Annotated in this window: 22 protein-coding genes and 1 other annotated feature; of the genes, 8 read left to right on the top strand and 14 right to left on the bottom strand. The window is 54.7% G+C overall.

Features of this window, described 5'->3' with window-relative positions; translation table 11 throughout:
- Nucleotides 1-25 precede the first annotated feature (25 nt).
- The 11 genes from btuD to thrS all read right to left on the bottom strand — a co-directional run bounded on the left by btuD (nt 26) and on the right by thrS (nt 9,609).
- Nucleotides 26-781 carry a vitamin B12 ABC transporter ATP-binding protein BtuD gene (btuD, locus tag ACVCAM_RS09965; protein ID WP_008500651.1) on the bottom strand — a complete coding sequence of 252 codons (756 nt, stop codon included), beginning with the start codon at nt 779-781 and terminating at the stop codon, nt 26-28.
- Nucleotides 781-1,332, bottom strand: coding sequence for a glutathione peroxidase (locus ACVCAM_RS09970; protein ID WP_021241087.1), 552 nt, complete (start codon nt 1,330-1,332; stop codon nt 781-783). Before ACVCAM_RS09970 ends, btuD begins: the two co-directional genes overlap by 1 nt.
- A gap of 22 nt (nt 1,333-1,354) precedes the next feature.
- Nucleotides 1,355-2,335, bottom strand: a complete 981-nt coding sequence (gene btuC, locus ACVCAM_RS09975; protein ID WP_025911666.1) for a vitamin B12 ABC transporter permease BtuC — start codon at nt 2,333-2,335, stop codon at nt 1,355-1,357.
- Nucleotides 2,336-2,438: 103 nt separating this feature from the next.
- Entirely contained in the window at nt 2,439-2,738 is a 300-nt protein-coding gene (gene ihfA / locus ACVCAM_RS09980; protein ID WP_003857805.1) for an integration host factor subunit alpha, read from the bottom strand.
- A gap of 4 nt (nt 2,739-2,742) precedes the next feature.
- On the bottom strand, nt 2,743-5,130 hold the full coding sequence (gene pheT / locus ACVCAM_RS09985) for a phenylalanine--tRNA ligase subunit beta (RefSeq protein WP_008500654.1): 2,388 nt from the start codon (nt 5,128-5,130) through the stop codon (nt 2,743-2,745).
- A gap of 15 nt (nt 5,131-5,145) precedes the next feature.
- The gene (gene pheS / locus ACVCAM_RS09990; protein ID WP_021241084.1) at nt 5,146-6,129 is read right to left on the bottom strand and encodes a phenylalanine--tRNA ligase subunit alpha; all 984 of its coding nucleotides are present in this window, start codon (nt 6,127-6,129) and stop codon (nt 5,146-5,148) included.
- A gap of 62 nt (nt 6,130-6,191) precedes the next feature.
- Nucleotides 6,192-6,316, bottom strand: a sequence feature (Phe leader region).
- Nucleotides 6,267-6,311, bottom strand: coding sequence for a pheST operon leader peptide PheM (gene pheM, locus ACVCAM_RS09995; protein ID WP_001386830.1), 45 nt, complete (start codon nt 6,309-6,311; stop codon nt 6,267-6,269). Its footprint overlaps the feature before it by 45 nt.
- Nucleotides 6,317-6,433: 117 nt before the next feature.
- The gene (gene rplT / locus ACVCAM_RS10000) at nt 6,434-6,790 is read right to left on the bottom strand and encodes a 50S ribosomal protein L20 (protein ID WP_000124850.1); all 357 of its coding nucleotides are present in this window, start codon (nt 6,788-6,790) and stop codon (nt 6,434-6,436) included.
- Between the two features lie 49 nt (nt 6,791-6,839).
- Nucleotides 6,840-7,037 carry a 50S ribosomal protein L35 gene (rpmI, locus tag ACVCAM_RS10005; protein WP_001124225.1) on the bottom strand — a complete coding sequence of 66 codons (198 nt, stop codon included), beginning with the start codon at nt 7,035-7,037 and terminating at the stop codon, nt 6,840-6,842.
- A gap of 97 nt (nt 7,038-7,134) precedes the next feature.
- Nucleotides 7,135-7,677 (bottom strand): translation initiation factor IF-3, encoded by a 543-nt coding sequence (gene infC, locus ACVCAM_RS10010; RefSeq protein WP_023616141.1) that lies wholly within the window; start codon nt 7,675-7,677, stop codon nt 7,135-7,137.
- A 3-nt stretch (nt 7,678-7,680) separates the two neighbouring features.
- Nucleotides 7,681-9,609, bottom strand: a complete 1,929-nt coding sequence (thrS, locus tag ACVCAM_RS10015; RefSeq protein WP_008500657.1) for a threonine--tRNA ligase — start codon at nt 9,607-9,609, stop codon at nt 7,681-7,683.
- 324 nt (nt 9,610-9,933) lie between these two features.
- Between thrS and yncL the strand changes: the two genes are divergently transcribed.
- Together yncL and yniD are read left to right on the top strand one after the other, a co-directional pair.
- On the top strand, nt 9,934-10,026 hold the full coding sequence (gene yncL, locus ACVCAM_RS10020) for a stress response membrane protein YncL (protein WP_021241082.1): 93 nt from the start codon (nt 9,934-9,936) through the stop codon (nt 10,024-10,026).
- Between the two features lie 98 nt (nt 10,027-10,124).
- A complete protein-coding gene (yniD, locus tag ACVCAM_RS10025; RefSeq protein ID WP_008500658.1) occupies nt 10,125-10,232 on the top strand; it encodes a small membrane protein YniD in 108 nt (35 codons plus the stop codon).
- 80 nt (nt 10,233-10,312) lie between these two features.
- Here the strand turns inward: yniD and ACVCAM_RS10030 are convergent, their stop codons facing one another.
- A complete protein-coding gene (locus ACVCAM_RS10030) occupies nt 10,313-11,071 on the bottom strand; it encodes a DUF481 domain-containing protein (protein ID WP_021241081.1) in 759 nt (252 codons plus the stop codon).
- Nucleotides 11,072-11,366: 295 nt separating this feature from the next.
- Here ACVCAM_RS10030 and pfkB point away from each other — a divergent pair, with 295 nt between their 5' ends.
- From pfkB to ACVCAM_RS10045, 3 genes are all read left to right on the top strand, one after another.
- A complete protein-coding gene (gene pfkB / locus ACVCAM_RS10035) occupies nt 11,367-12,299 on the top strand; it encodes a 6-phosphofructokinase II (RefSeq protein WP_008500660.1) in 933 nt (310 codons plus the stop codon).
- A gap of 106 nt (nt 12,300-12,405) precedes the next feature.
- On the top strand, nt 12,406-12,696 hold the full coding sequence (gene ghoS, locus ACVCAM_RS10040) for a type V toxin-antitoxin system endoribonuclease antitoxin GhoS (protein ID WP_021241079.1): 291 nt from the start codon (nt 12,406-12,408) through the stop codon (nt 12,694-12,696).
- Between the two features lie 105 nt (nt 12,697-12,801).
- Complete coding sequence (locus tag ACVCAM_RS10045) at nt 12,802-13,662, top strand: fructosamine kinase family protein (RefSeq protein WP_008500662.1); 861 nt, start codon at nt 12,802-12,804, stop codon at nt 13,660-13,662.
- A gap of 36 nt (nt 13,663-13,698) precedes the next feature.
- On the opposite strand, the gene ACVCAM_RS10050 is transcribed toward ACVCAM_RS10045, so the two are convergent.
- Nucleotides 13,699-14,235, bottom strand: coding sequence for a YniB family protein (locus ACVCAM_RS10050; protein ID WP_025911676.1), 537 nt, complete (start codon nt 14,233-14,235; stop codon nt 13,699-13,701).
- Nucleotides 14,236-14,383: 148 nt separating this feature from the next.
- Here ACVCAM_RS10050 and hxpB point away from each other — a divergent pair, with 148 nt between their 5' ends.
- The 3 genes from hxpB to tcyP all read left to right on the top strand — a co-directional run bounded on the left by hxpB (nt 14,384) and on the right by tcyP (nt 17,266).
- Entirely contained in the window at nt 14,384-15,055 is a 672-nt protein-coding gene (hxpB, locus tag ACVCAM_RS10055; RefSeq protein WP_447093582.1) for a hexitol phosphatase HxpB, read from the top strand.
- A gap of 101 nt (nt 15,056-15,156) precedes the next feature.
- Nucleotides 15,157-15,747, top strand: a complete 591-nt coding sequence (locus tag ACVCAM_RS10060; protein ID WP_032644865.1) for a metal-dependent hydrolase — start codon at nt 15,157-15,159, stop codon at nt 15,745-15,747.
- A 127-nt stretch (nt 15,748-15,874) separates the two neighbouring features.
- Nucleotides 15,875-17,266: a cystine/sulfocysteine:cation symporter gene (gene tcyP, locus ACVCAM_RS10065; protein ID WP_008500667.1), complete on the top strand. Its 1,392-nt coding sequence runs from the start codon at nt 15,875-15,877 to the stop codon at nt 17,264-17,266.
- A 48-nt stretch (nt 17,267-17,314) separates the two neighbouring features.
- Here tcyP and cedA read toward each other — a convergent pair whose 3' ends face one another.
- Nucleotides 17,315-17,590, bottom strand: a complete 276-nt coding sequence (gene cedA, locus ACVCAM_RS10070; RefSeq protein WP_256378557.1) for a cell division activator CedA — start codon at nt 17,588-17,590, stop codon at nt 17,315-17,317.
- Between the last annotated feature and the right edge of the window lie 25 nt (nt 17,591-17,615).

Below are 17,615 nucleotides of genomic sequence, written 5' to 3' on the forward strand. Positions count from 1 at the left end.
AATTGTGCTCGCAGGCAAGAAACGCTTACTCCTGCCCGGTCGAAATCAGCATCTTATGGCCCTCAATATCCAGCCTGCGGAACGACATGTTGTACGCGCGGGCAAGATTGGGCGGCGTAAGAACCTGATCACGCGTACCGCTGGCGATCATCTTCCCCTGCGACAGCAGCCACACCCGGTGGGCATGACGCAAGGTGTGGTTGAGGTCATGACTGCTCATCACCACGGCGATGCCTTTTCGGCTGAGCGCACTTAGCAGGGTATCCAGGGCCGCCTGCTGCGCCACATCCAGACCGCTCATCGGTTCATCGAGAAGCAGCATCCGCCCATGAGGATTACCGGCCGGGTGGATCTGAACAATAACAGCCGCCAGACGCACCCGCTGCCATTCGCCGCCGGATAGCTGGCTGACATGCCGGGAGAGTTTATCCTCCAGCCCCAGCGCCGCGGCCACGTCCGTCAGCAGTGCCGTAGAATGTTTGTCGTGCAAATGCAGCATCAGATAGTGCCAGACCGGCATCGCAAAGGGGGGCACCTGCTGCTGCACGAGATAGCTGCGCCGATGCGCCAGCGAGACCGGCGACCACTCGGCCAGCGTATGCTCCAGCAACATTATCTGCCCTTCTCCGGCAGTCATGCCTGCCATCCGTGCCAGCAGCGTGCTCTTTCCTGCGCCGTTTGGCCCGACAAGATGCAGGATTTCTCCCGCATTGACGGCGCCGGTTATCGGCTCCAGACGTCCCTTCTCGGCAACGTCCGTGAGCTGCATCAGCAGCGACATTATTTCGCCAGCGCCAGCTTGATCGATTCCATGACGATCGGATCTTCAGGGGTCATATCCGGTGAAAAACGCTGTACGACCTGGCCGTCGCGACCTATCAGGAATTTTTCAAAGTTCCACAGTATATCGTCCGGATAAAGCGGCGCGCGGCCTTTGCTGGCCATGCGTTCATAAAAACCGCTGCCTTCCGGCGCGACGGCTTTCGGTGCGGCAGCGATCAGCTTCGCATACAGCGGATGGCGGTCTTCACCGTTGACATCGATTTTGCTGAACAGCGGGAACGTTACGCCGTAGGTAGTGCTGCAGAAGGTTTTAATTTCCTCTTCGCTGCCCGGCTCCTGCCCCAGGAACTGGTTGCAGGGGAAGCCCAGCACGGTAAAACCGTCTTTCTCCCAGGCCTTCTGAATGTTTTCCAGCTGCTCGTACTGCGGCGTCAGGCCGCATTTGGATGCCACGTTGACAATCAGCAACACATTGCCTTTGTAGCCTTCCAGCGTGGTTTTATCGCCATCAATGGTGGTCACTTCAGTATTCAGGATATCTGACTGCATAGCATTTCCTCAGGTTGTCGATTTAACGTCCAGCTTTTAATAGTAGCCAGATAAAGACCGGCGCGCCCAGCGTGGCGGTCACCACGCCAATGGGCAGCTCTGCGGCCGTCAGGGCAAGCCTGGCGATGATGTCGGCCACCAGCAGCGTGACGGCCCCGGCAACCGCCGAGGCCGGAAGCAAGGTTCGATGGTCCGTGATTCCGCACAGTCGGAGCATATGCGGAATCACCAGACCGATAAAGCCAATCGCGCCCGCCAGAGCCACGCTGACGCCGACCAGCCAGCCAATGGCGATGACCAGCACATTACGCCAGAACCAAATCGGCATGCCCAGCTGGCGGGCTGAGGTTTCACCCAGCGCGAGCATATTCAACGGCTGCGCCTGCAGGGCAGCCCACACGATGACCGGCACCAGCAGCGCCATCAGCCAGCCCTGCTGCCAGTCGACGCCGCCAAAGCCGCCCATCATCCAGTACATGAGCTGCCGAAGGTCAAAAGAGGTCGAGAAGTAGACCGCCCAGGTCATCAGCGCGCTACAGATGATCCCCAGCGCCACGCCGGCAAGCAGCAGACGGCTGGTCGATAAGTGCCGTCTGGCAAAACGAAGAAGGATGAGCGTTATCAGTAATGCGCCAAGGATCGCGCTCAGGCTAATGCTCCAGCCGGAGAGTTCTCCTCCGCCCAGCATCACCGCTGCAATCAGCCCCACGCCCGCACCGTTAGACACGCCGAGCAGCCCGGGCTCCGCCAGAGGATTCTCAAACAACGCCTGCATAATGGTGCCGCACAGCGCCAGCGCGGCCCCCACCAGCATCACCGCGACGGTACGCGGCAGACGAATTTGCCAGACGAAGAGCTGTCCGTCAGGTCCCCACCAGCTTTCGGGCCCTATCCACCGGTCACCGGCGCAGAGGCTAACGCCTGCGGCGGCAATGAGCAGCAGCACCAGAAAAAGCAGGTGACGCCGATCGGAACGGTGCTGGAGATGGACATAATCAAGCATGTTTACGGTTTTCGTAGCGAGAGATGTAATTGATTTTACGGCGGGTTTGCCTGAGAGCGCAAAGAAAAAAGGCCGCGTGGGCGGCCTTTTTAGTTAGTTCATATTACTCTGCTTTGGGCGTTGCGTTTTCGACACGGCTTTTTAACTTCTGGCCGGGTCTGAAGGTCACCACGCGGCGGGCTGTAATGGGAATATCTTCCCCCGTCTTCGGGTTGCGGCCCGGACGTTGGTTTTTGTCTCGCAAATCAAAATTGCCAAAGCCGGAGAGTTTTACCTGCTCACCATTTTCCAGAGCACGACGGATCTCTTCGAAAAACAGCTCTACCAGCTCTTTGGCATCCCGTTTGCTAAGCCCAAGCTTATCAAACAGATATTCTGACATTTCAGCTTTTGTAAGCGCCATAGGTTCAATCCCTCAATGATGCCTGGAATCGCTCTTTTAATGCCTCTACACATTTGGCGACGGTAGCGGCAATCTCCTCTTCTTCGAGTGTACGGCTGGTATCCTGAAGGATCAGGCTGATAGCCAGGCTCTTAAAGCCCTCTGCTACGCCCTTGCCGCGGTACACGTCAAATAAGTTTACGCCAACTACCTGATTTACGCCAACTTTCTTACATTCGGCCAAAATATCTGCTGCGGGCACATTTTCCGCGACCACAACCGCGATATCACGGCGGTTTGCCGGGAAGCGGGAGACGTCCTGAGCCTGAGGAATCACGCGGTCTGCCACCAGGTTCCATTCCAGCTCAAACACGATGGTACGGCCATTCAGGTCCAGTTTACGCTCCAGCTCAGGGTGAACAACCCCAATAAAACCAATGCGTTTGCCGTCTAAATAGAGGGCGGCGCTCTGGCCTGGATGCAGGGCCGGAATGGCTTCTGCGCGGAATTCAATTTCAGATAATTTACCGGTCAGATCCAGAATCGCTTCCAGATCGCCCTTCATATCGTAGAAATCAACCGTGCCTTTTGCCAGGTCCCAGTGCTCTTCATAACGGTTACCGCTGATGGCGCCAGCCAGCATGAGATCCTGACGGATGCCTAAATTTGCCTGATTATCCGGTACAAAGCGCAAACCGCTTTCGAAAATTCGCACGCGGTTTTGCTGGCGATTCTGGTTGTAAACGATAGTGCCCAGCAGGCCCGTCCACAGGGACAGACGCATCGCGGACATTTCGCTGGAAATTGGGCTTGGCAGGATCAGCGCTTCCTGACCCGGGTGGATCAGCTGCTGCAGCTTTGGATCAACAAAGCTGTAGGTGATCACTTCCTGATAGCCTTTGTCGTTCAGCATGGTTTTCACACGCTTCAGGGACAGGTCGGCTTCACGGTGGGTGCCCATCACCAGACCTGCCTGCACAGGCTCGTCAGGGATGTTGTTGTAGCCATAAACACGGGCCACTTCTTCCACCAGATCTTCTTCAATTTCCATGTCGAAACGCCATGACGGCGCAACGGCTTTCCACTCGTCCTGACCTTCGGTTACGTCGCAACCCAGACGCTTCAGAATATCGGTCACCTGCGCGTCGGCAACGTGGTGCCCAATCAGGCGATCCAGCTTACTGCGACGCAGGGTGATGGTCGCACGCTTCGGCAGCGTGGCTTCGTTGGTGACGTCGATAACCGGGCCCGCTTCGCCGCCGCAGATGTCGATCAGCAGGCGAGTCGCACGCTCCATCGCTTTGTATTGCAGCGCAGGATCCACGCCGCGCTCGTAGCGGTGGGACGCATCGGTGTGCAGTCCGTGACGGCGTGCGCGACCAGTGATGGAAAGCGGGCTGAAGAACGCGCACTCCAGCAGGACGTTTTGCGTTTCGTCGTTGACGCCTGAATGCTCGCCTCCGAAGATACCGCCCATTGCCAGCGCTTTGCTGTGGTCAGCAATCACCAGGGTGTCGGCGTTCAGTTTCGCTTCGGTGCCGTCCAGAAGAACCAGGGTTTCGCCCTCTTTCGCCATGCGCACCACAATACCGCCTTCGATACGATCTTTATCGAAGGCGTGCATTGGCTGGCCCAGTTCCAGCAGAACGTAGTTAGTCACGTCAACCACGGCATCGATAGAGCGGATACCGCAGCGGCGCAGCTTCTCTTTCATCCACAGCGGGGTTGGCGCTTTCACATTGATGCCTTTCACCACGCGACCGAGGTAGCGCGGGCAGGCATCCGCAGCGTCAACCTGGATAGGCAGCACGTCACTGATGGTCGCTTCAACCGGGGCGATCTCCGGCGCGTTCAGCTCGGTCTGGTTCAGCACGGCAACGTCGCGCGCCACGCCGATGATCCCTAAGCAGTCAGCGCGGTTTGGCGTGACGCTGATTTCTATGGTGTTGTCATCAAGCTTCAGGTATTCGCGGATGTCAGTGCCGATTGGCGCATCCAGCGGCAGCTCAATGATGCCGTTGTGATCGTCGGAAATACCCAGCTCGGAGAAGGAACACAGCATGCCTTCAGACGGCTCGCCGCGCAGCTTAGCCGCTTTGATTTTGAAATCGCCCGGCAGTACCGCACCGACGGTCGCCACGGCCACTTTCAGCCCCTGGCGGCAGTTTGGCGCACCGCAGACGATATCCAGCAGACGGTCGCCGCCTACGTTTACTTTTGTTACGCGCAGTTTGTCCGCGTTAGGGTGCTGGCCGCACTCTACCACTTCGCCGACGACCACGCCGTTGAATGCCCCTGAAACCGGCTCAACGCCGTCCACTTCCAGACCTGCCATGGTGATCTGGTTAGAAAGCGCGTCGCTGTCCAGCGTGGTGTTCACCCACTCGCGTAACCACAGTTCACTGAATTTCATTGTTCTGTCCTGCCCTTATTTAAACTGTTTGAGGAAACGCAGATCGTTTTCGAAGAATGCACGTAAGTCGGTGACGCCATAGCGCAGCATGGTCAGACGCTCCATGCCCATACCGAAGGCGAAGCCGGAGTAAACTTCCGGATCGATACCCACGTTGCGCAGGACGTTTGGATGCACCATGCCGCAGCCCAGCACTTCCAGCCATTTGCCGTTTTTGCCCATCACGTCAACTTCCGCAGACGGTTCGGTGAACGGGAAGTAGGACGGACGGAAACGAACCTGCAGATCTTCCTCAAAGAAGTTGTTCAGGAAATCGTGCAGCGTGCCTTTCAGGTTGGTGAAGCTGATGTTTTTATCAACAATCAGACCTTCCATCTGGTGGAACATTGGGGTGTGGGTCTGATCGTAGTCGTTACGATAGACACGGCCCGGCGCGATAATACGGATTGGCGGCGCCTGATCCTTCATGGTACGGATCTGAACGCCGGAGGTCTGGGTACGCAGCAGACGCGTCGCGTCGAACCAGAAAGTGTCGTGGTCAGCGCGTGCCGGATGATGGCCAGGAATGTTCAGAGCATCGAAGTTGTGATAATCATCTTCGATTTCCGGGCCAGTCGCCACGGTAAAGCCGAGCTCACCGAAGAAACTTTCAATGCGATCGATGGTGCGGGTAACCGGGTGCAGACCGCCGTTCTCGATGCGGCGACCCGGCAGAGAAACGTCGATCGTCTCTGCGGCCAGACGCGCATTCAGCACCGCGCTTTCCAGCTCGGCTTTGCGTGCGTTCAGCGCCTGCTGTACCTGCTCTTTGGCTTCGTTAATCACCGCCCCCGCTGCCGGGCGCTCTTCTGGCGGCAGCTCACGCAGGGTTGTCATTTGAAGGGTCAGGTGCCCTTTCTTCCCAAGATATTCGACGCGGACATTGTCTAACGCGGCAACATCTGAGGCCTGATTAATGGCGGCTGTTGCACTGGCAACCAGCTCTGCGAGATGTGACATGATTTTCCTCATTATGTCGGTGCAGACACCGATTTGGTGGAGTTATTCTCTCAAATTCAGGCACAAAAAAAGCCTCCATCGGGAGGCTTATCTGGCGCTGTTTTTCGTTTCATCTTTCACGCGCTAGCCTCCTGAGGTCAGGTGCTAAAGTAAAAGAAGAAGCGGAAAATAGCAGCATTCATGCTTGCGTTACCTTGTTGGGTAAAAACCGTTGAGACCTTATTGAAAAGCCTGCACGGGTAAATGTCAATCTTCTTACAGGGTTATATGAAAAGAGGGAGCCAGGCCCCCTCTCTCAACTGGCTTATGCCAGTGCTGCTTTCGCTTTTTCGACCAGAGCGGTGAACGCTACTTTGTCGAATACTGCGATGTCAGCCAGGATCTTACGGTCGATTTCAACAGAGGCTTTTTTCAGGCCGTTGATGAATTTGCTGTAAGAAATACCGTTCTGACGTGCTGCTGCGTTGATACGCGCAATCCACAGTTGACGGAACTGACGCTTACGCTGACGACGGTCACGGTAAGCGTACTGACCTGCTTTGATAACAGCCTGGAAGGCAACGCGGTATACGCGTGAACGCGCACCGTAGTAGCCTTTAGCTTGTTTCAAAATTTTCTTGTGACGTGCACGTGCAATTACACCCCGTTTTACGCGAGCCATGTGTGCTCTCCTGTATCTATTCTAAGTTAAAAAAGTTAAACGAAACGACTTATGCGTACGGCAGGCACGCGATGACTAGGCCCAGATCGCCTTTAGAAACCATGGCTTTTGGACGCAGGTGACGTTTACGCTTGGTAGCTTTCTTAGTCAGAATGTGACGCAGGTTAGCGTGCTTGTGCTTAAAACCACCTTTACCGGTTTTTTTGAAGCGCTTAGCAGCACCGCGTACGGTCTTAATTTTTGGCATTTTAATAACTTCCACTTCGCATTGTTAAATAAACGAAACATAGGCGAACAAAACCTATGAAACCCGAAGGCTCCACAGATTTTGCTGCTTGAAGGCCTTACTGTTTCTTCTTAGGAGCGAGCACCATGATCATCTGGCGGCCTTCGATCTTCGTAGGGAAGGATTCGACTACTGCCAGTTCACTCAGATCGTCACGGACGCGGTTAAGCACTTCCATACCAATCTGTTGGTGGGCCATCTCACGACCGCGGAAACGCAGTGTGATCTTGGCCTTATCGCCATCTTCCAGAAAGCGAATCAGGCTGCGGAGTTTTACCTGATAATCGCCATCGTCGGTACCAGGACGGAATTTAATTTCCTTAACCTGGATAACTTTTTGCTTCTTCTTCTGTTCCTTAGAAGACTTACTCTTTTCATAAAGGAACTTGCCGTAGTCCATGATACGACAAACTGGCGGTTCGGCGTTAGGGCTGATTTCAACTAAATCTACTCCAGCTTCTTCAGCCTTTTCGATTGCTTCTCTCAGACTCACAATCCCCAGCTGCTCGCCTTCCAGACCTGTTAAGCGAACTTCCTGGGCGCGAATCTCGCCATTGATACGATTCGGACGTGCCGTTTGAACTCGTTTTCCGCCTTTAATACCTTATTCCTCCAGTTGTTGAAGACTGCGGCTGCGAATCTCTTGTTGCAGCTTCTCAATCACTTCACTTACGTCCAGGCTGCCCAGGTCTTTACCACGGCGGGTGCGAACGGCAACTTTGCCTGCTTCCACCTCTTTATCACCACAGACCAACATATACGGGACACGACGTAAAGTGTGCTCGCGGATTTTAAAGCCAATCTTCTCATTTCTCAAGTCTGCTTTTACGCGAATGCCCGCATTTTGTAGTTTCTGCGTCAATTCTTTAACGTAATCTGCCTGAGAATCGGTAATGTTCATCACCACCACCTGCACCGGCGCAAGCCAGGTTGGGAAGAAGCCGGCGAACTCTTCGGTCAGGATGCCGATGAAGCGCTCCAGAGAACCGAGAATGGCGCGGTGAATCATTACCGGCACCTGACGCTCGTTGTCTTCGCCAACATAAGAGGCGCTTAAACGCTGCGGCAGGGAGAAGTCCAGCTGTACAGTACCGCACTGCCATGCGCGATCGAGGCAGTCATACAGGGTAAATTCAATTTTCGGACCGTAGAATGCGCCCTCGCCCAGCTGGTATTCGAACGGAATGCCGTTCTCTTCCAGCGCCACGGCGAGATCCGCTTCTGCGCGATCCCAGGTCTCATCGCTACCGATACGTTTTTCCGGACGCGTTGAGAGTTTGACCACGATCTTCTCGAAGCCAAAGGTGCTGTACATATCGTAGACCATACGAATACAGGCGTTAACTTCATCACGGACCTGATCTTCGGTACAGAAGATATGCGCATCATCCTGCGTAAAGCCACGCACGCGCATCAGACCGTGCAGCGCACCTGATGGCTCGTTACGGTGGCAGCTACCGAACTCCGCCATACGCAGCGGCAGGTCGCGGTAGGATTTCAGACCCTGATTGAAGATCTGAACGTGGCCCGGGCAGTTCATTGGCTTGATGCAGTATTCACGGTTCTCAGAGGAGGTGGTGAACATCGCATCCTTGTAGTTGTCCCAGTGGCCGGTTTTTTCCCACAGCACACGGTCCATCATGAACGGGCCTTTCACTTCCTGATACTGGTACTCTTTCAGCTTGGAGCGTACGAAGGTTTCCAGTTCACGGAAGATGGTCCAGCCGTCGTTATGCCAGAACACCATACCCGGCGCTTCTTCCTGCATGTGGTACAGGTCAAGCTGCTTGCCGATTTTACGGTGGTCACGCTTCGCGGCCTCTTCCAGGCGCAGCAGGTAAGCGTTCAGGGCTTTTTTATCGGCCCATGCGGTACCATAGATACGCTGCAACATCTTGTTGTTGCTGTCGCCGCGCCAGTAGGCGCCTGCGATCTTCATCAGCTTAAAGTGATGACAGAAGCGCATGTTCGGCACGTGCGGTCCACGGCACATGTCGACGTATTCTTCGTGATGGTACAAGCCAGGCTTGTCATCATGCGAAATGTTTTCGTCAAGAATCGAGACTTTATAGCTCTCGCCGCGCTTCACGAAGGTTTCACGCGCTTCGTGCCAGCTGACTTTCTTCTTGATGACGTCATAGTTCGTTTCGGCGAGCTCGTGCATACGTTTTTCGAGCGCGTCGATATCTTCCTGAGTCAGGGTATGGTCAAGGTCAACGTCGTAGTAGAAACCATTATCGATAACCGGACCGATCGCCATTTTGGTGTTTGGCCACAGCTGTTTGATGGCATGGCCCAACAGGTGCGCGCAGGAGTGACGAATGATCTCCAGACCTTCTTCATCTTTTGCGGTGATGATGGCCAGTGTTGCATCGTTTTCGATCAGATCGGAGGCATCCACCAGCTCACCGTTGACACGGCCGGCGATGGTCGCTTTCGCGAGACCAGGACCGATGTCCAGGGCAACATCCATTGGGCTAACAGCGCGGTCGAAATGGCGTTGGCTGCCATCAGGAAGAGTAATTACAGGCATTTTATATCCTTATTTGCAGTGATGCCCCACACATAAGAGCATATACAAAGAAAATAATCGTGATTTGACAATAGATTACGACACCATCTGACCAACAATCGTCAAATTGGTTCGTCATCATTCACCTGCCGGAAAATCAGACAACGCCGGATATACGGCAAGCCTTGCAATGTTAACACTAACAAAAGGGAGATTGCACCCTCTGCTGGCAGATTGATGTGCTGGCACTTTCGCATGAATTTGCAGGTTGCATATTCCCGGCGCTCGCAATTTAGAAATGCAGAGCTACTCTTGAACAGGTCTTTAAACCCAAAGGTGCATACCATGAACGTATCCAGTAGAACGGTTGTGATATTGAACATCCTTTCCGCCACAGGTTTATTGTTGATTCTCGCCGAACGATTCCACTGGTTCTGAACCGCCCCCTATGCTGGCATAACCCAATCGTTCCTGCGAAGGGGCATATTCAGGCCCTGTTTGGTAGACTGTGGATATCAACGAACAAGGATTAGGTTATGCCAACAAAACGATTTGCCGTAAAACACTGGAAAATGGTGCTGGTGCTGATTGCCATATGCGGCGCAATGCTGTTACTCCGTTGGGCAGCGATGATTTGGGGTTAGGGGCGAGTAGAGCTCATCAGAAGGGACGTCACAAGATCAGAGAGAATAAACGGGCCGACATTATCATCGGCCCGTTTTTATTACATTCTATAACCCAGTGAAACCGTGGTTCTGCGGTCGGTATGATCCGGTGCAGACTCTGGTGGTGAAGAGTTCCAGGTCACGTTGTAGGCGACTTTCAGACCAAAGTGTTCGTTGATGGCCACGTTGAGCGCCGTCTCAGAGTTCAGCGTCGTGTCGTCGGCACCAAATACAGAAACACCCTGTGTAAATTTGGTGTTATCAGTCATCTGCCAGGCATAGGTACCAGAAGCGTAACCGAGCGGTTGAGTTTTGGTATCGCCATTGGTGTACTCGTCATAACGCACACCGGGACCGAATTCAAAACGGAGGCTGTGTACCGGACCGTTCAGGAACTGACGACCATAACCCGCGGTGAACACGTCACGCTGGCGATAACCATTGTAACGGTCGGTTAACCAGCTTGCCTGACCAAACAGGTAGTCATAGTCGGTCATGTTGTAACGGCTACGTCCGCCTACCGCATATTTCTCGGAAGAGCGTTCGTCATTAGCGGACGTATTGCTGGCATTACCCCACAGAGACCAGGCGGTGGTATTACCGTACCAGGTGAGCGTACTGTCCGCCGTCAGAGAAGAGCTTTTGGTGTTACCGGATTGTGCCAGGTACCCCGCGTTCAGGTTGCCTTCAAACGGTTTTTTCGCGGTGGAGGGATCGTCCATGACAGTAAAAACGGAATCATCGGCGGTCGCGTTCATAGCCGCAAACACGCCACCCGCCAGCATCAGTGCAGCGGGCACTGTCTTTAAAAGCTTCATTTTATTAAGGAGTCCGTACAACAAAAAAAGAGACCACACGGTCCCGGAATCTTTCTTGAGGATCAATGACAAGGCGTCCAGAGAAAGGTAACAAATTATAAAAAGCCGCAAATAACATAGCAATGTTTTCTTATTTCATTTTTTGAATAAGAACGATCCCAAAAAGCGTTTTATTTTATATGTCTCCGGCCTCACTTTTATTCACTATTCATATTTAAAATCATACTGTTATTTACATTGCCTTCCTGACAAATGGTGCCAGACTAAAAGGAACCCATGCTAAAAGGAGGTAATGATGGTACCTATCTACACCCTGACGCTCTCCCCTTCCCTTGATTCCGCCACCCTGACGCCGCAGATTTATCCGGAAGGTAAATTGCGCTGTAGCGCCCCGGTCTTTGAGCCCGGCGGTGGCGGTATCAACGTGGCGCGCGCCATTACCCACCTCGGCGGCAAAGCCACGGCCATTTTCCCCGCAGGCGGTGCTACCGGTGAACACCTGGTCTCCCTGCTTGCAGATGAACAGGTGGCCGTAGAGACCGTCGAGGCGAAAGACTGGACGCGGCAAAACCTGCATGTTCACGTGGAATCCAGCGGCGAGCAGTACCGGTTTGTCATGCCGGGCGCGAAACTCACCGATGACGAGTTTCGTCAGCTTGAAGAGAAAGTGCTGACGATAGAAAGCGGCGCGCTGCTGGTGGTCAGCGGCAGCCTGCCGCCCGGCGTCAGCACGGAAAAATTAACCGCGCTGATTCAGGCGGCGCAGCAACGCGGTATCCGCTGCATCGTCGACAGCAGCGGCGAGGCCCTGCAAGCGGCCTTAGTGCCGGGCAATCTTGAGCTGGTCAAACCCAACCAGAAAGAGTTAAGCGCGCTGGTCAACCGAGACTTGACGCAGCCTGACGATGTGCGCACCGCCGCGCAGGAGCTGGTACGCAGCGGCAAAGCGCGACGCGTGGTGGTTTCCCTCGGTCCGCAGGGGGCACTGGCCGTCGATGAAACGTCGTCCGTTCAGGTTGTTCCACCGCCGATGAAGAGCCAGAGCACGGTTGGCGCGGGTGACAGCATGGTGGGTGCGATGACGCTTAAACTTGCGCAGGGTGCGTCACTGCTGGAGATGACGCGCTACGGCGTGGCGGCGGGTAGCGCCGCCACCATCAACCAGGGCACGCGCCTCTGTTCGCTGGCCGATACGCAAAAAATCGTCGATTACCTGTCCCGAAATTAACGTCTGTTCCCCTTCATCTGCATGAAGGGGAACGTCATCCCCGAGTCGCCAAACGCAAACTATCGACTATGCTAAGAAAACTTCCATGATAACAATGAGGTGAATTATGAGCAGTGGTGACATCACTCGTTATGTCGTAACCGTCAACCTTCATGAGGCATCGCTTACCGAGCTAAATGAGCTCAACAATGCCTTCACCCGGGCTAATTTTCTCCTCACCCTGACGGATGACGAAGGCAATATTCATGATTTAGGCACTCTGACATTTGGCCTGATCGGCGCGCTTAATAAAGAAGAGGTCCATGCGCTGGCCGCCAGCCTGGTGGAAAGTGTGACCGACAAGCCAGCCGAAATTGACGTCGACACCTGGGAAAGCTGGCAGAAAAAAGAACAATAAGTGCCCTGTATGAAATTAAACCGCTCAGGTGTGCGTTAGTTCGTATTTTTTTACCGCAATAATGCGCTAACTTTATGATCTGGCAGACAACATGGGAGAGTCAACATGTGGCAGGCTATCAGTCATCTTTTAAGTGAGCAGCTGGGTGAAGGTGAAATTGAACTGCGTAACGAACTGCCAGGCGGAGAGATCCACGCCGCGTGGCATTTACGCTACGCAGGGCGCGATCTCTTCGTAAAATGCGATGAACGCGAGCTGCTTCCGATATTTACCGCCGAAGCCGATCAGCTGGAGCTGTTGTCGCGCAGTAAAACGGTGACGGTCCCGCAGGTTCTGGCCGTCGGTAGCGACCGCGATTACAGTTTTCTGGTCATGGAATATCTCCCCGCCCGTCCGCTGGATGCCCATAACGCTTTCATTCTTGGCCAGCAGCTAGCGCGCCTCCATCAGTGGAGCGACCAGCCGCAGTTTGGCCTTGATTTTGACAACGATCTCTCCACCACGCCACAGCCCAATGCCTGGCAGCGTCGCTGGTCGACGTTTTTTGCCGAGCAGCGCATTGGCTGGCAGCTTGAGCTTGCCGCCGAGAAAGGGCTGGAGTTTGGCAATATTGATGCCATCGTCGAGCACGTGCAGCAGCGCCTGGCCTCCCACCAGCCTCAGGCGTCTCTGCTCCACGGTGATTTGTGGTCCGATAACTGCGCGCTGGGGCCCAACGGCCCCTATATCTTCGACCCGGCCTGCTACTGGGGCGACCGTGAGTGCGATCTTGCCATGCTGCCGCTGCATCCTGAACAACCGCCGCAGATATACGACGGGTATCAGTCGGTTTCGCCCCTGCCGCCCGGCTTCCTCGATCGTCAACCGGTGTATCAGCTTTATACGCTGATGAACCGCGCCATACTTTTTGGTGGGGAACACCTGGTTAACGCCCAGCGGGCGCTTGAGCGCATGCTTGCCGCCTGAGACGCGAACGGGTGGCTTTGCCGCCACCCGTATCGGTTACAGAAAACCGAGCAGTGAGAAGAAGAAGTATCCTGCCACAATGATAGTCACGGGAAGGATATAGAGCGGGAAGATTTGCAGGAAAATGGTGTGGCGCGGCACAACAATGCGGGATTCAATCTGCTCCCGGCTCATGCCTTCCGGGCCTTTGGCCTGCTCCAGAATGAGCTGGTCCTCGACGCCCTCGCGTAAGAAGCGCGTCTGACGGCTCATTCGCGCGCCAGAGGCCTGCAGCGCCAGCGCAACAAAGATCAGGGCGTAGATCACCCAAAAGCCGATATTCAGCTGATGCTGAAAATCCGGGGTCGGTGAGTTAAACCAGAAGACATTCAAGAATGGCGTATTAAAACGCATCATCTCAATCATCACATGCGCAAAATCAAGCATAACCGCATTGATACCCGGCTGTTTTTCGCTGTGATCGTACATAAATTTGAGTACAGAAATCAGCGTAGAAATGACGGCAGGAATAAAAATCACCCAGCCAGCAATACGTTTTAAGACCGCAATGCGTCCAGCTTGTTGATACGTCATCAGTTCCTCTTCATAAAGACGCGTTATTTGTGCCTAAGTCTACCTGCTGGTCATCAATTTCGCCCGCTCTTTAAAAGCAATATGCTAAATTGCAGAGTGTGCTTAGCACTTATCGTCTGTCGAACACCCTGGATAAGGAGACGTTGTGATGTCGACACCGCGCCAAATTCTTGCCGCAATTTTTGACATGGATGGATTACTGATCGATTCCGAACCGTTGTGGGATCGCGCCGAACTGGAGGTCATGGCCAGCCTGGGCGTGGACATCAGCCGCCGTAATGACCTTCCCGATACGCTGGGCCTGCGCATCGATATGGTGGTTGACCTGTGGTATGCCCAACAGCCGTGGGCTGGACCGGGTCGTGATGAAGTGACCGCGCGCATTATCAGCCGCGCCATTTCGCTGGTAGAAGAGAGCAAGCCGTTGCTGCCCGGCGTACGTGAGGCCGTCGCGCTGTGTAAAGCCCAGGGACTCAAGGTCGGCCTGGCCTCGGCGTCACCGCTGCATATGCTGGAAAAAGTGCTCATCATGTTTGAACTGCGCGACAGTTTCGACGCGCTGGCGTCCGCTGAGAAATTGCCTTACAGCAAGCCGCACCCGCAGGTCTATCTGGACTGTGCCGCTAAGCTCGGCGTGGATCCCCTCAACTGCGTTGCGCTGGAAGATTCCGTTAACGGCATGATAGCGTCTAAAGCCGCGCGGATGCGCTCCATTGTGGTGCCTGCGGAAGAAGGCCGCCACGATCCCCGGTTTGCCCTTGCCGATGTGAAGCTGATTTCACTGGCAGAACTCACGGCGCATCACCTGCGGGGCGGTTAAGACCCTCCTGCAGTTTGTGACAAACAGTTACACCGTCACCTCTTCCGCCTACTGTATAAAAACCCTATACTGTATGAATTGACAGTTTTATGGGTTTTATCATGACGGCGGAAGGCCACCTGCTTTTTTCTATCGCGTGCGCAGTATTTGCCAAAAACGCTGAACTCACCCCCGTGCTGGCACAGGGGGACTGGTGGCATATCGTCCCTTCCGCCGTATTGACCTGTCTGCTGCCCGACATTGACCATCCCAAGTCCTTCCTCGGACAGCGCCTGAAGTGGGTGTCGAAACCCATCGCTCGCGCGTTCGGCCACCGGGGGTTTACGCACAGCCTGCTGGCCGTGTTTGGCCTGCTGACGCTTTTCTATTTAAAAGTGCCCGAAAGCTGGATCGTCCCCGGTGATGCCATCCAGGGGATGGTGCTGGGCTATCTGAGCCATATTCTGGCCGATATGCTGACGCCTGCGGGCGTACCGCTGCTGTGGCCCTGCCGCTGGCGCTTCCGTTTTCCCATCCTCGCACCGCAGAAAGGGAACCAGCTTGAGCGCGTCTTGTGCATGGCGCTGTTTGCTTACGCCGTCTGGATGCCGCAAACGTTGCCCGAAAACAGTGCAGTCCGCTGGTCTTCCCAGATGATTAATTCGCTGCAATTTCAGTTCAATCGCTTTATTCATCACCAGATTGAACAGTAAACCAACAAAACTATCCCATTTGTCATAACCCATTCCATTTGGATATAAGCGCGACATCACACTTCTGCTAACCTTCCGCCAACAGGATCGGTAAAAACCGACCCGATAATAAATCAGGAGAACGGGGATGAATTTTCCACTCATCGCGAACGTCGTTGTGTTCGTTGTATTGCTATTGCTTCTCGCGCAGGCGCGCCATAAACAGTGGAGCCTGGCGAAAAAGGTGCTGGTTGGTCTGGCCATGGGTGTCGTATTTGGTCTGGCATTACAGGCTATTTATGGCTCCGATAATCCAGTACTGAAAGATTCCATTCAGTGGTTCAACATTGTCGGTAACGGCTATGTTCAGCTGCTGCAGATGATCGTTATGCCGCTGGTGTTCGCCTCTATTCTGAGCGCCGTTGCCCGCCTGCATAACGCGACCCAGTTGGGAAAAATCAGTTTCCTGACCATTGGTACGCTACTGTTCACCACGCTGATTGCCGCGCTGGTGGGTGTGCTGGTCACTAACCTGTTTGGCCTGACCGCAGAAGGTCTGGTTCAGGGTACCGCTGAAACGGCGCGTCTGACCGCGATTCAGACCAACTACGTCGGTAAAGTGGCTGACCTGACCGTGCCGCAGATGGTGCTCTCCTTCATTCCGAAGAACCCGTTTGCTGACCTGACCGGTGCGAGCCCAACCTCCATCATCAGCGTGGTTATTTTCGCCGCGTTCCTGGGCGTGGCGGCGCTGAAGCTGCTGAAAGACGATGCGCCAAAAGGCGAACGCGTGCTGACCGCGATTGATACCCTGCAAAGCTGGGTGATGAAGCTGGTTCGTCTGGTCATGCAGCTCACCCCTTACGGCGTGCTGGCGCTGATGACCAAAGTGGTTGCCGGCTCTAACCTGCAGGACATCATTAAGCTGGGCAGCTTCGTTGTCGCCTCTTACCTGGGCCTTGGCATTATGTTCGTGGTACACGGCATCCTGCTGGGCGTGAACGGCGTCAGCCCGCTGAAATACTTCCGTAAGGTCTGGCCGGTACTGACCTTTGCCTTCACCAGCCGTTCCAGCGCCGCGTCTATTCCGCTGAACGTTGAAGCTCAGACTCGTCGTCTGGGCGTGCCTGAATCCATCGCCAGCTTCTCTGCCTCCTTTGGTGCCACCATTGGTCAGAACGGCTGTGCGGGTCTGTACCCGGCGATGCTGGCGGTAATGGTTGCTCCTACAGTCGGCATTAACCCGCTGGATCCGGTCTGGATCGCCACGCTGGTCGGGATTGTCACCGTAAGCTCCGCAGGCGTTGCGGGCGTTGGCGGCGGTGCTACCTTCGCCGCGCTGATTGTGCTGCCTGCGCTGGGCCTGCCCGTGACGCTGGTTGCCCTGCTGATCTCCGTTGAGCCGTTGATCGACATGGGCCGTACCGCGCTGAACGTCAGCGGCTCCATGACCGCCGGTACGCTGACCAGCCAGTGGCTGAAGCAGACCGACAAAGCGATTCTGGAAAGTGAAGACGACGCCGAACTGGCGCATCGTTAATCGCTGTAGATATAAAAAAACCGCCAACAGGCGGTTTTTTTATGGCTGTTATTCTTCAACCTCTTCATCCTGGCGGATCTGCATCGCCCACCGCTGTGCGGACTCCGGCACCGTAAAGGTGGGAGAGCGACGGAAATGTTCGCCGATCAGCACAAAGGCCACGTATTTCCCCCGTAACTGCCACACATCGCGAAAACCCTCCACTTTCAGGGCATGGTCTGGCGGCGCGGGCTCAACGCGGGGCACATAGCTAATAACCTGGCGGTTTTGTTGACGAAGAGGTTTCATAAGCAACGGATTCACTAAAGCAAATTCTTGAAGCAGGAAAATTCTATGATAGCCGATCCTG

This window comes from Enterobacter sp. CFEC122 (genome assembly GCF_052983755.1).

Coding starts and splice junctions, on each gene's coding strand:
- ACVCAM_RS10050 (WP_025911676.1), bottom strand. CDS start 14,235: ATGACGTATCAACAAGCTGGACGCATTGCGGTCTTAAAACGTATTGCT.
- yncL (WP_021241082.1), top strand. CDS start 9,934: ATGAACGTATCCAGTAGAACGGTTGTGATATTGAACATCCTTTCCGCC.
- rpmI (WP_001124225.1), bottom strand. CDS start 7,037: ATGCCAAAAATTAAGACCGTACGCGGTGCTGCTAAGCGCTTCAAAAAA.
- btuD (WP_008500651.1), bottom strand. CDS start 781: ATGTCGCTGCTGATGCAGCTCACGGACGTTGCCGAGAAGGGACGTCTG.
- ACVCAM_RS09970 (WP_021241087.1), bottom strand. CDS start 1,332: ATGCAGTCAGATATCCTGAATACTGAAGTGACCACCATTGATGGCGAT.
- pfkB (WP_008500660.1), top strand. CDS start 11,367: ATGGTACCTATCTACACCCTGACGCTCTCCCCTTCCCTTGATTCCGCC.
- ACVCAM_RS10045 (WP_008500662.1), top strand. CDS start 12,802: ATGTGGCAGGCTATCAGTCATCTTTTAAGTGAGCAGCTGGGTGAAGGT.
- thrS (WP_008500657.1), bottom strand. CDS start 9,609: ATGCCTGTAATTACTCTTCCTGATGGCAGCCAACGCCATTTCGACCGC.
- tcyP (WP_008500667.1), top strand. CDS start 15,875: ATGAATTTTCCACTCATCGCGAACGTCGTTGTGTTCGTTGTATTGCTA.
- btuC (WP_025911666.1), bottom strand. CDS start 2,335: ATGCTTGATTATGTCCATCTCCAGCACCGTTCCGATCGGCGTCACCTG.
- ACVCAM_RS10030 (WP_021241081.1), bottom strand. CDS start 11,071: ATGAAGCTTTTAAAGACAGTGCCCGCTGCACTGATGCTGGCGGGTGGC.
- ACVCAM_RS10060 (WP_032644865.1), top strand. CDS start 15,157: ATGACGGCGGAAGGCCACCTGCTTTTTTCTATCGCGTGCGCAGTATTT.
- pheT (WP_008500654.1), bottom strand. CDS start 5,130: ATGAAATTCAGTGAACTGTGGTTACGCGAGTGGGTGAACACCACGCTG.
- ihfA (WP_003857805.1), bottom strand. CDS start 2,738: ATGGCGCTTACAAAAGCTGAAATGTCAGAATATCTGTTTGATAAGCTT.
- pheS (WP_021241084.1), bottom strand. CDS start 6,129: ATGTCACATCTCGCAGAGCTGGTTGCCAGTGCAACAGCCGCCATTAAT.
- yniD (WP_008500658.1), top strand. CDS start 10,125: ATGCCAACAAAACGATTTGCCGTAAAACACTGGAAAATGGTGCTGGTG.
- ghoS (WP_021241079.1), top strand. CDS start 12,406: ATGAGCAGTGGTGACATCACTCGTTATGTCGTAACCGTCAACCTTCAT.
- hxpB (WP_447093582.1), top strand. CDS start 14,384: ATGTCGACACCGCGCCAAATTCTTGCCGCAATTTTTGACATGGATGGA.
- rplT (WP_000124850.1), bottom strand. CDS start 6,790: ATGGCTCGCGTAAAACGGGGTGTAATTGCACGTGCACGTCACAAGAAA.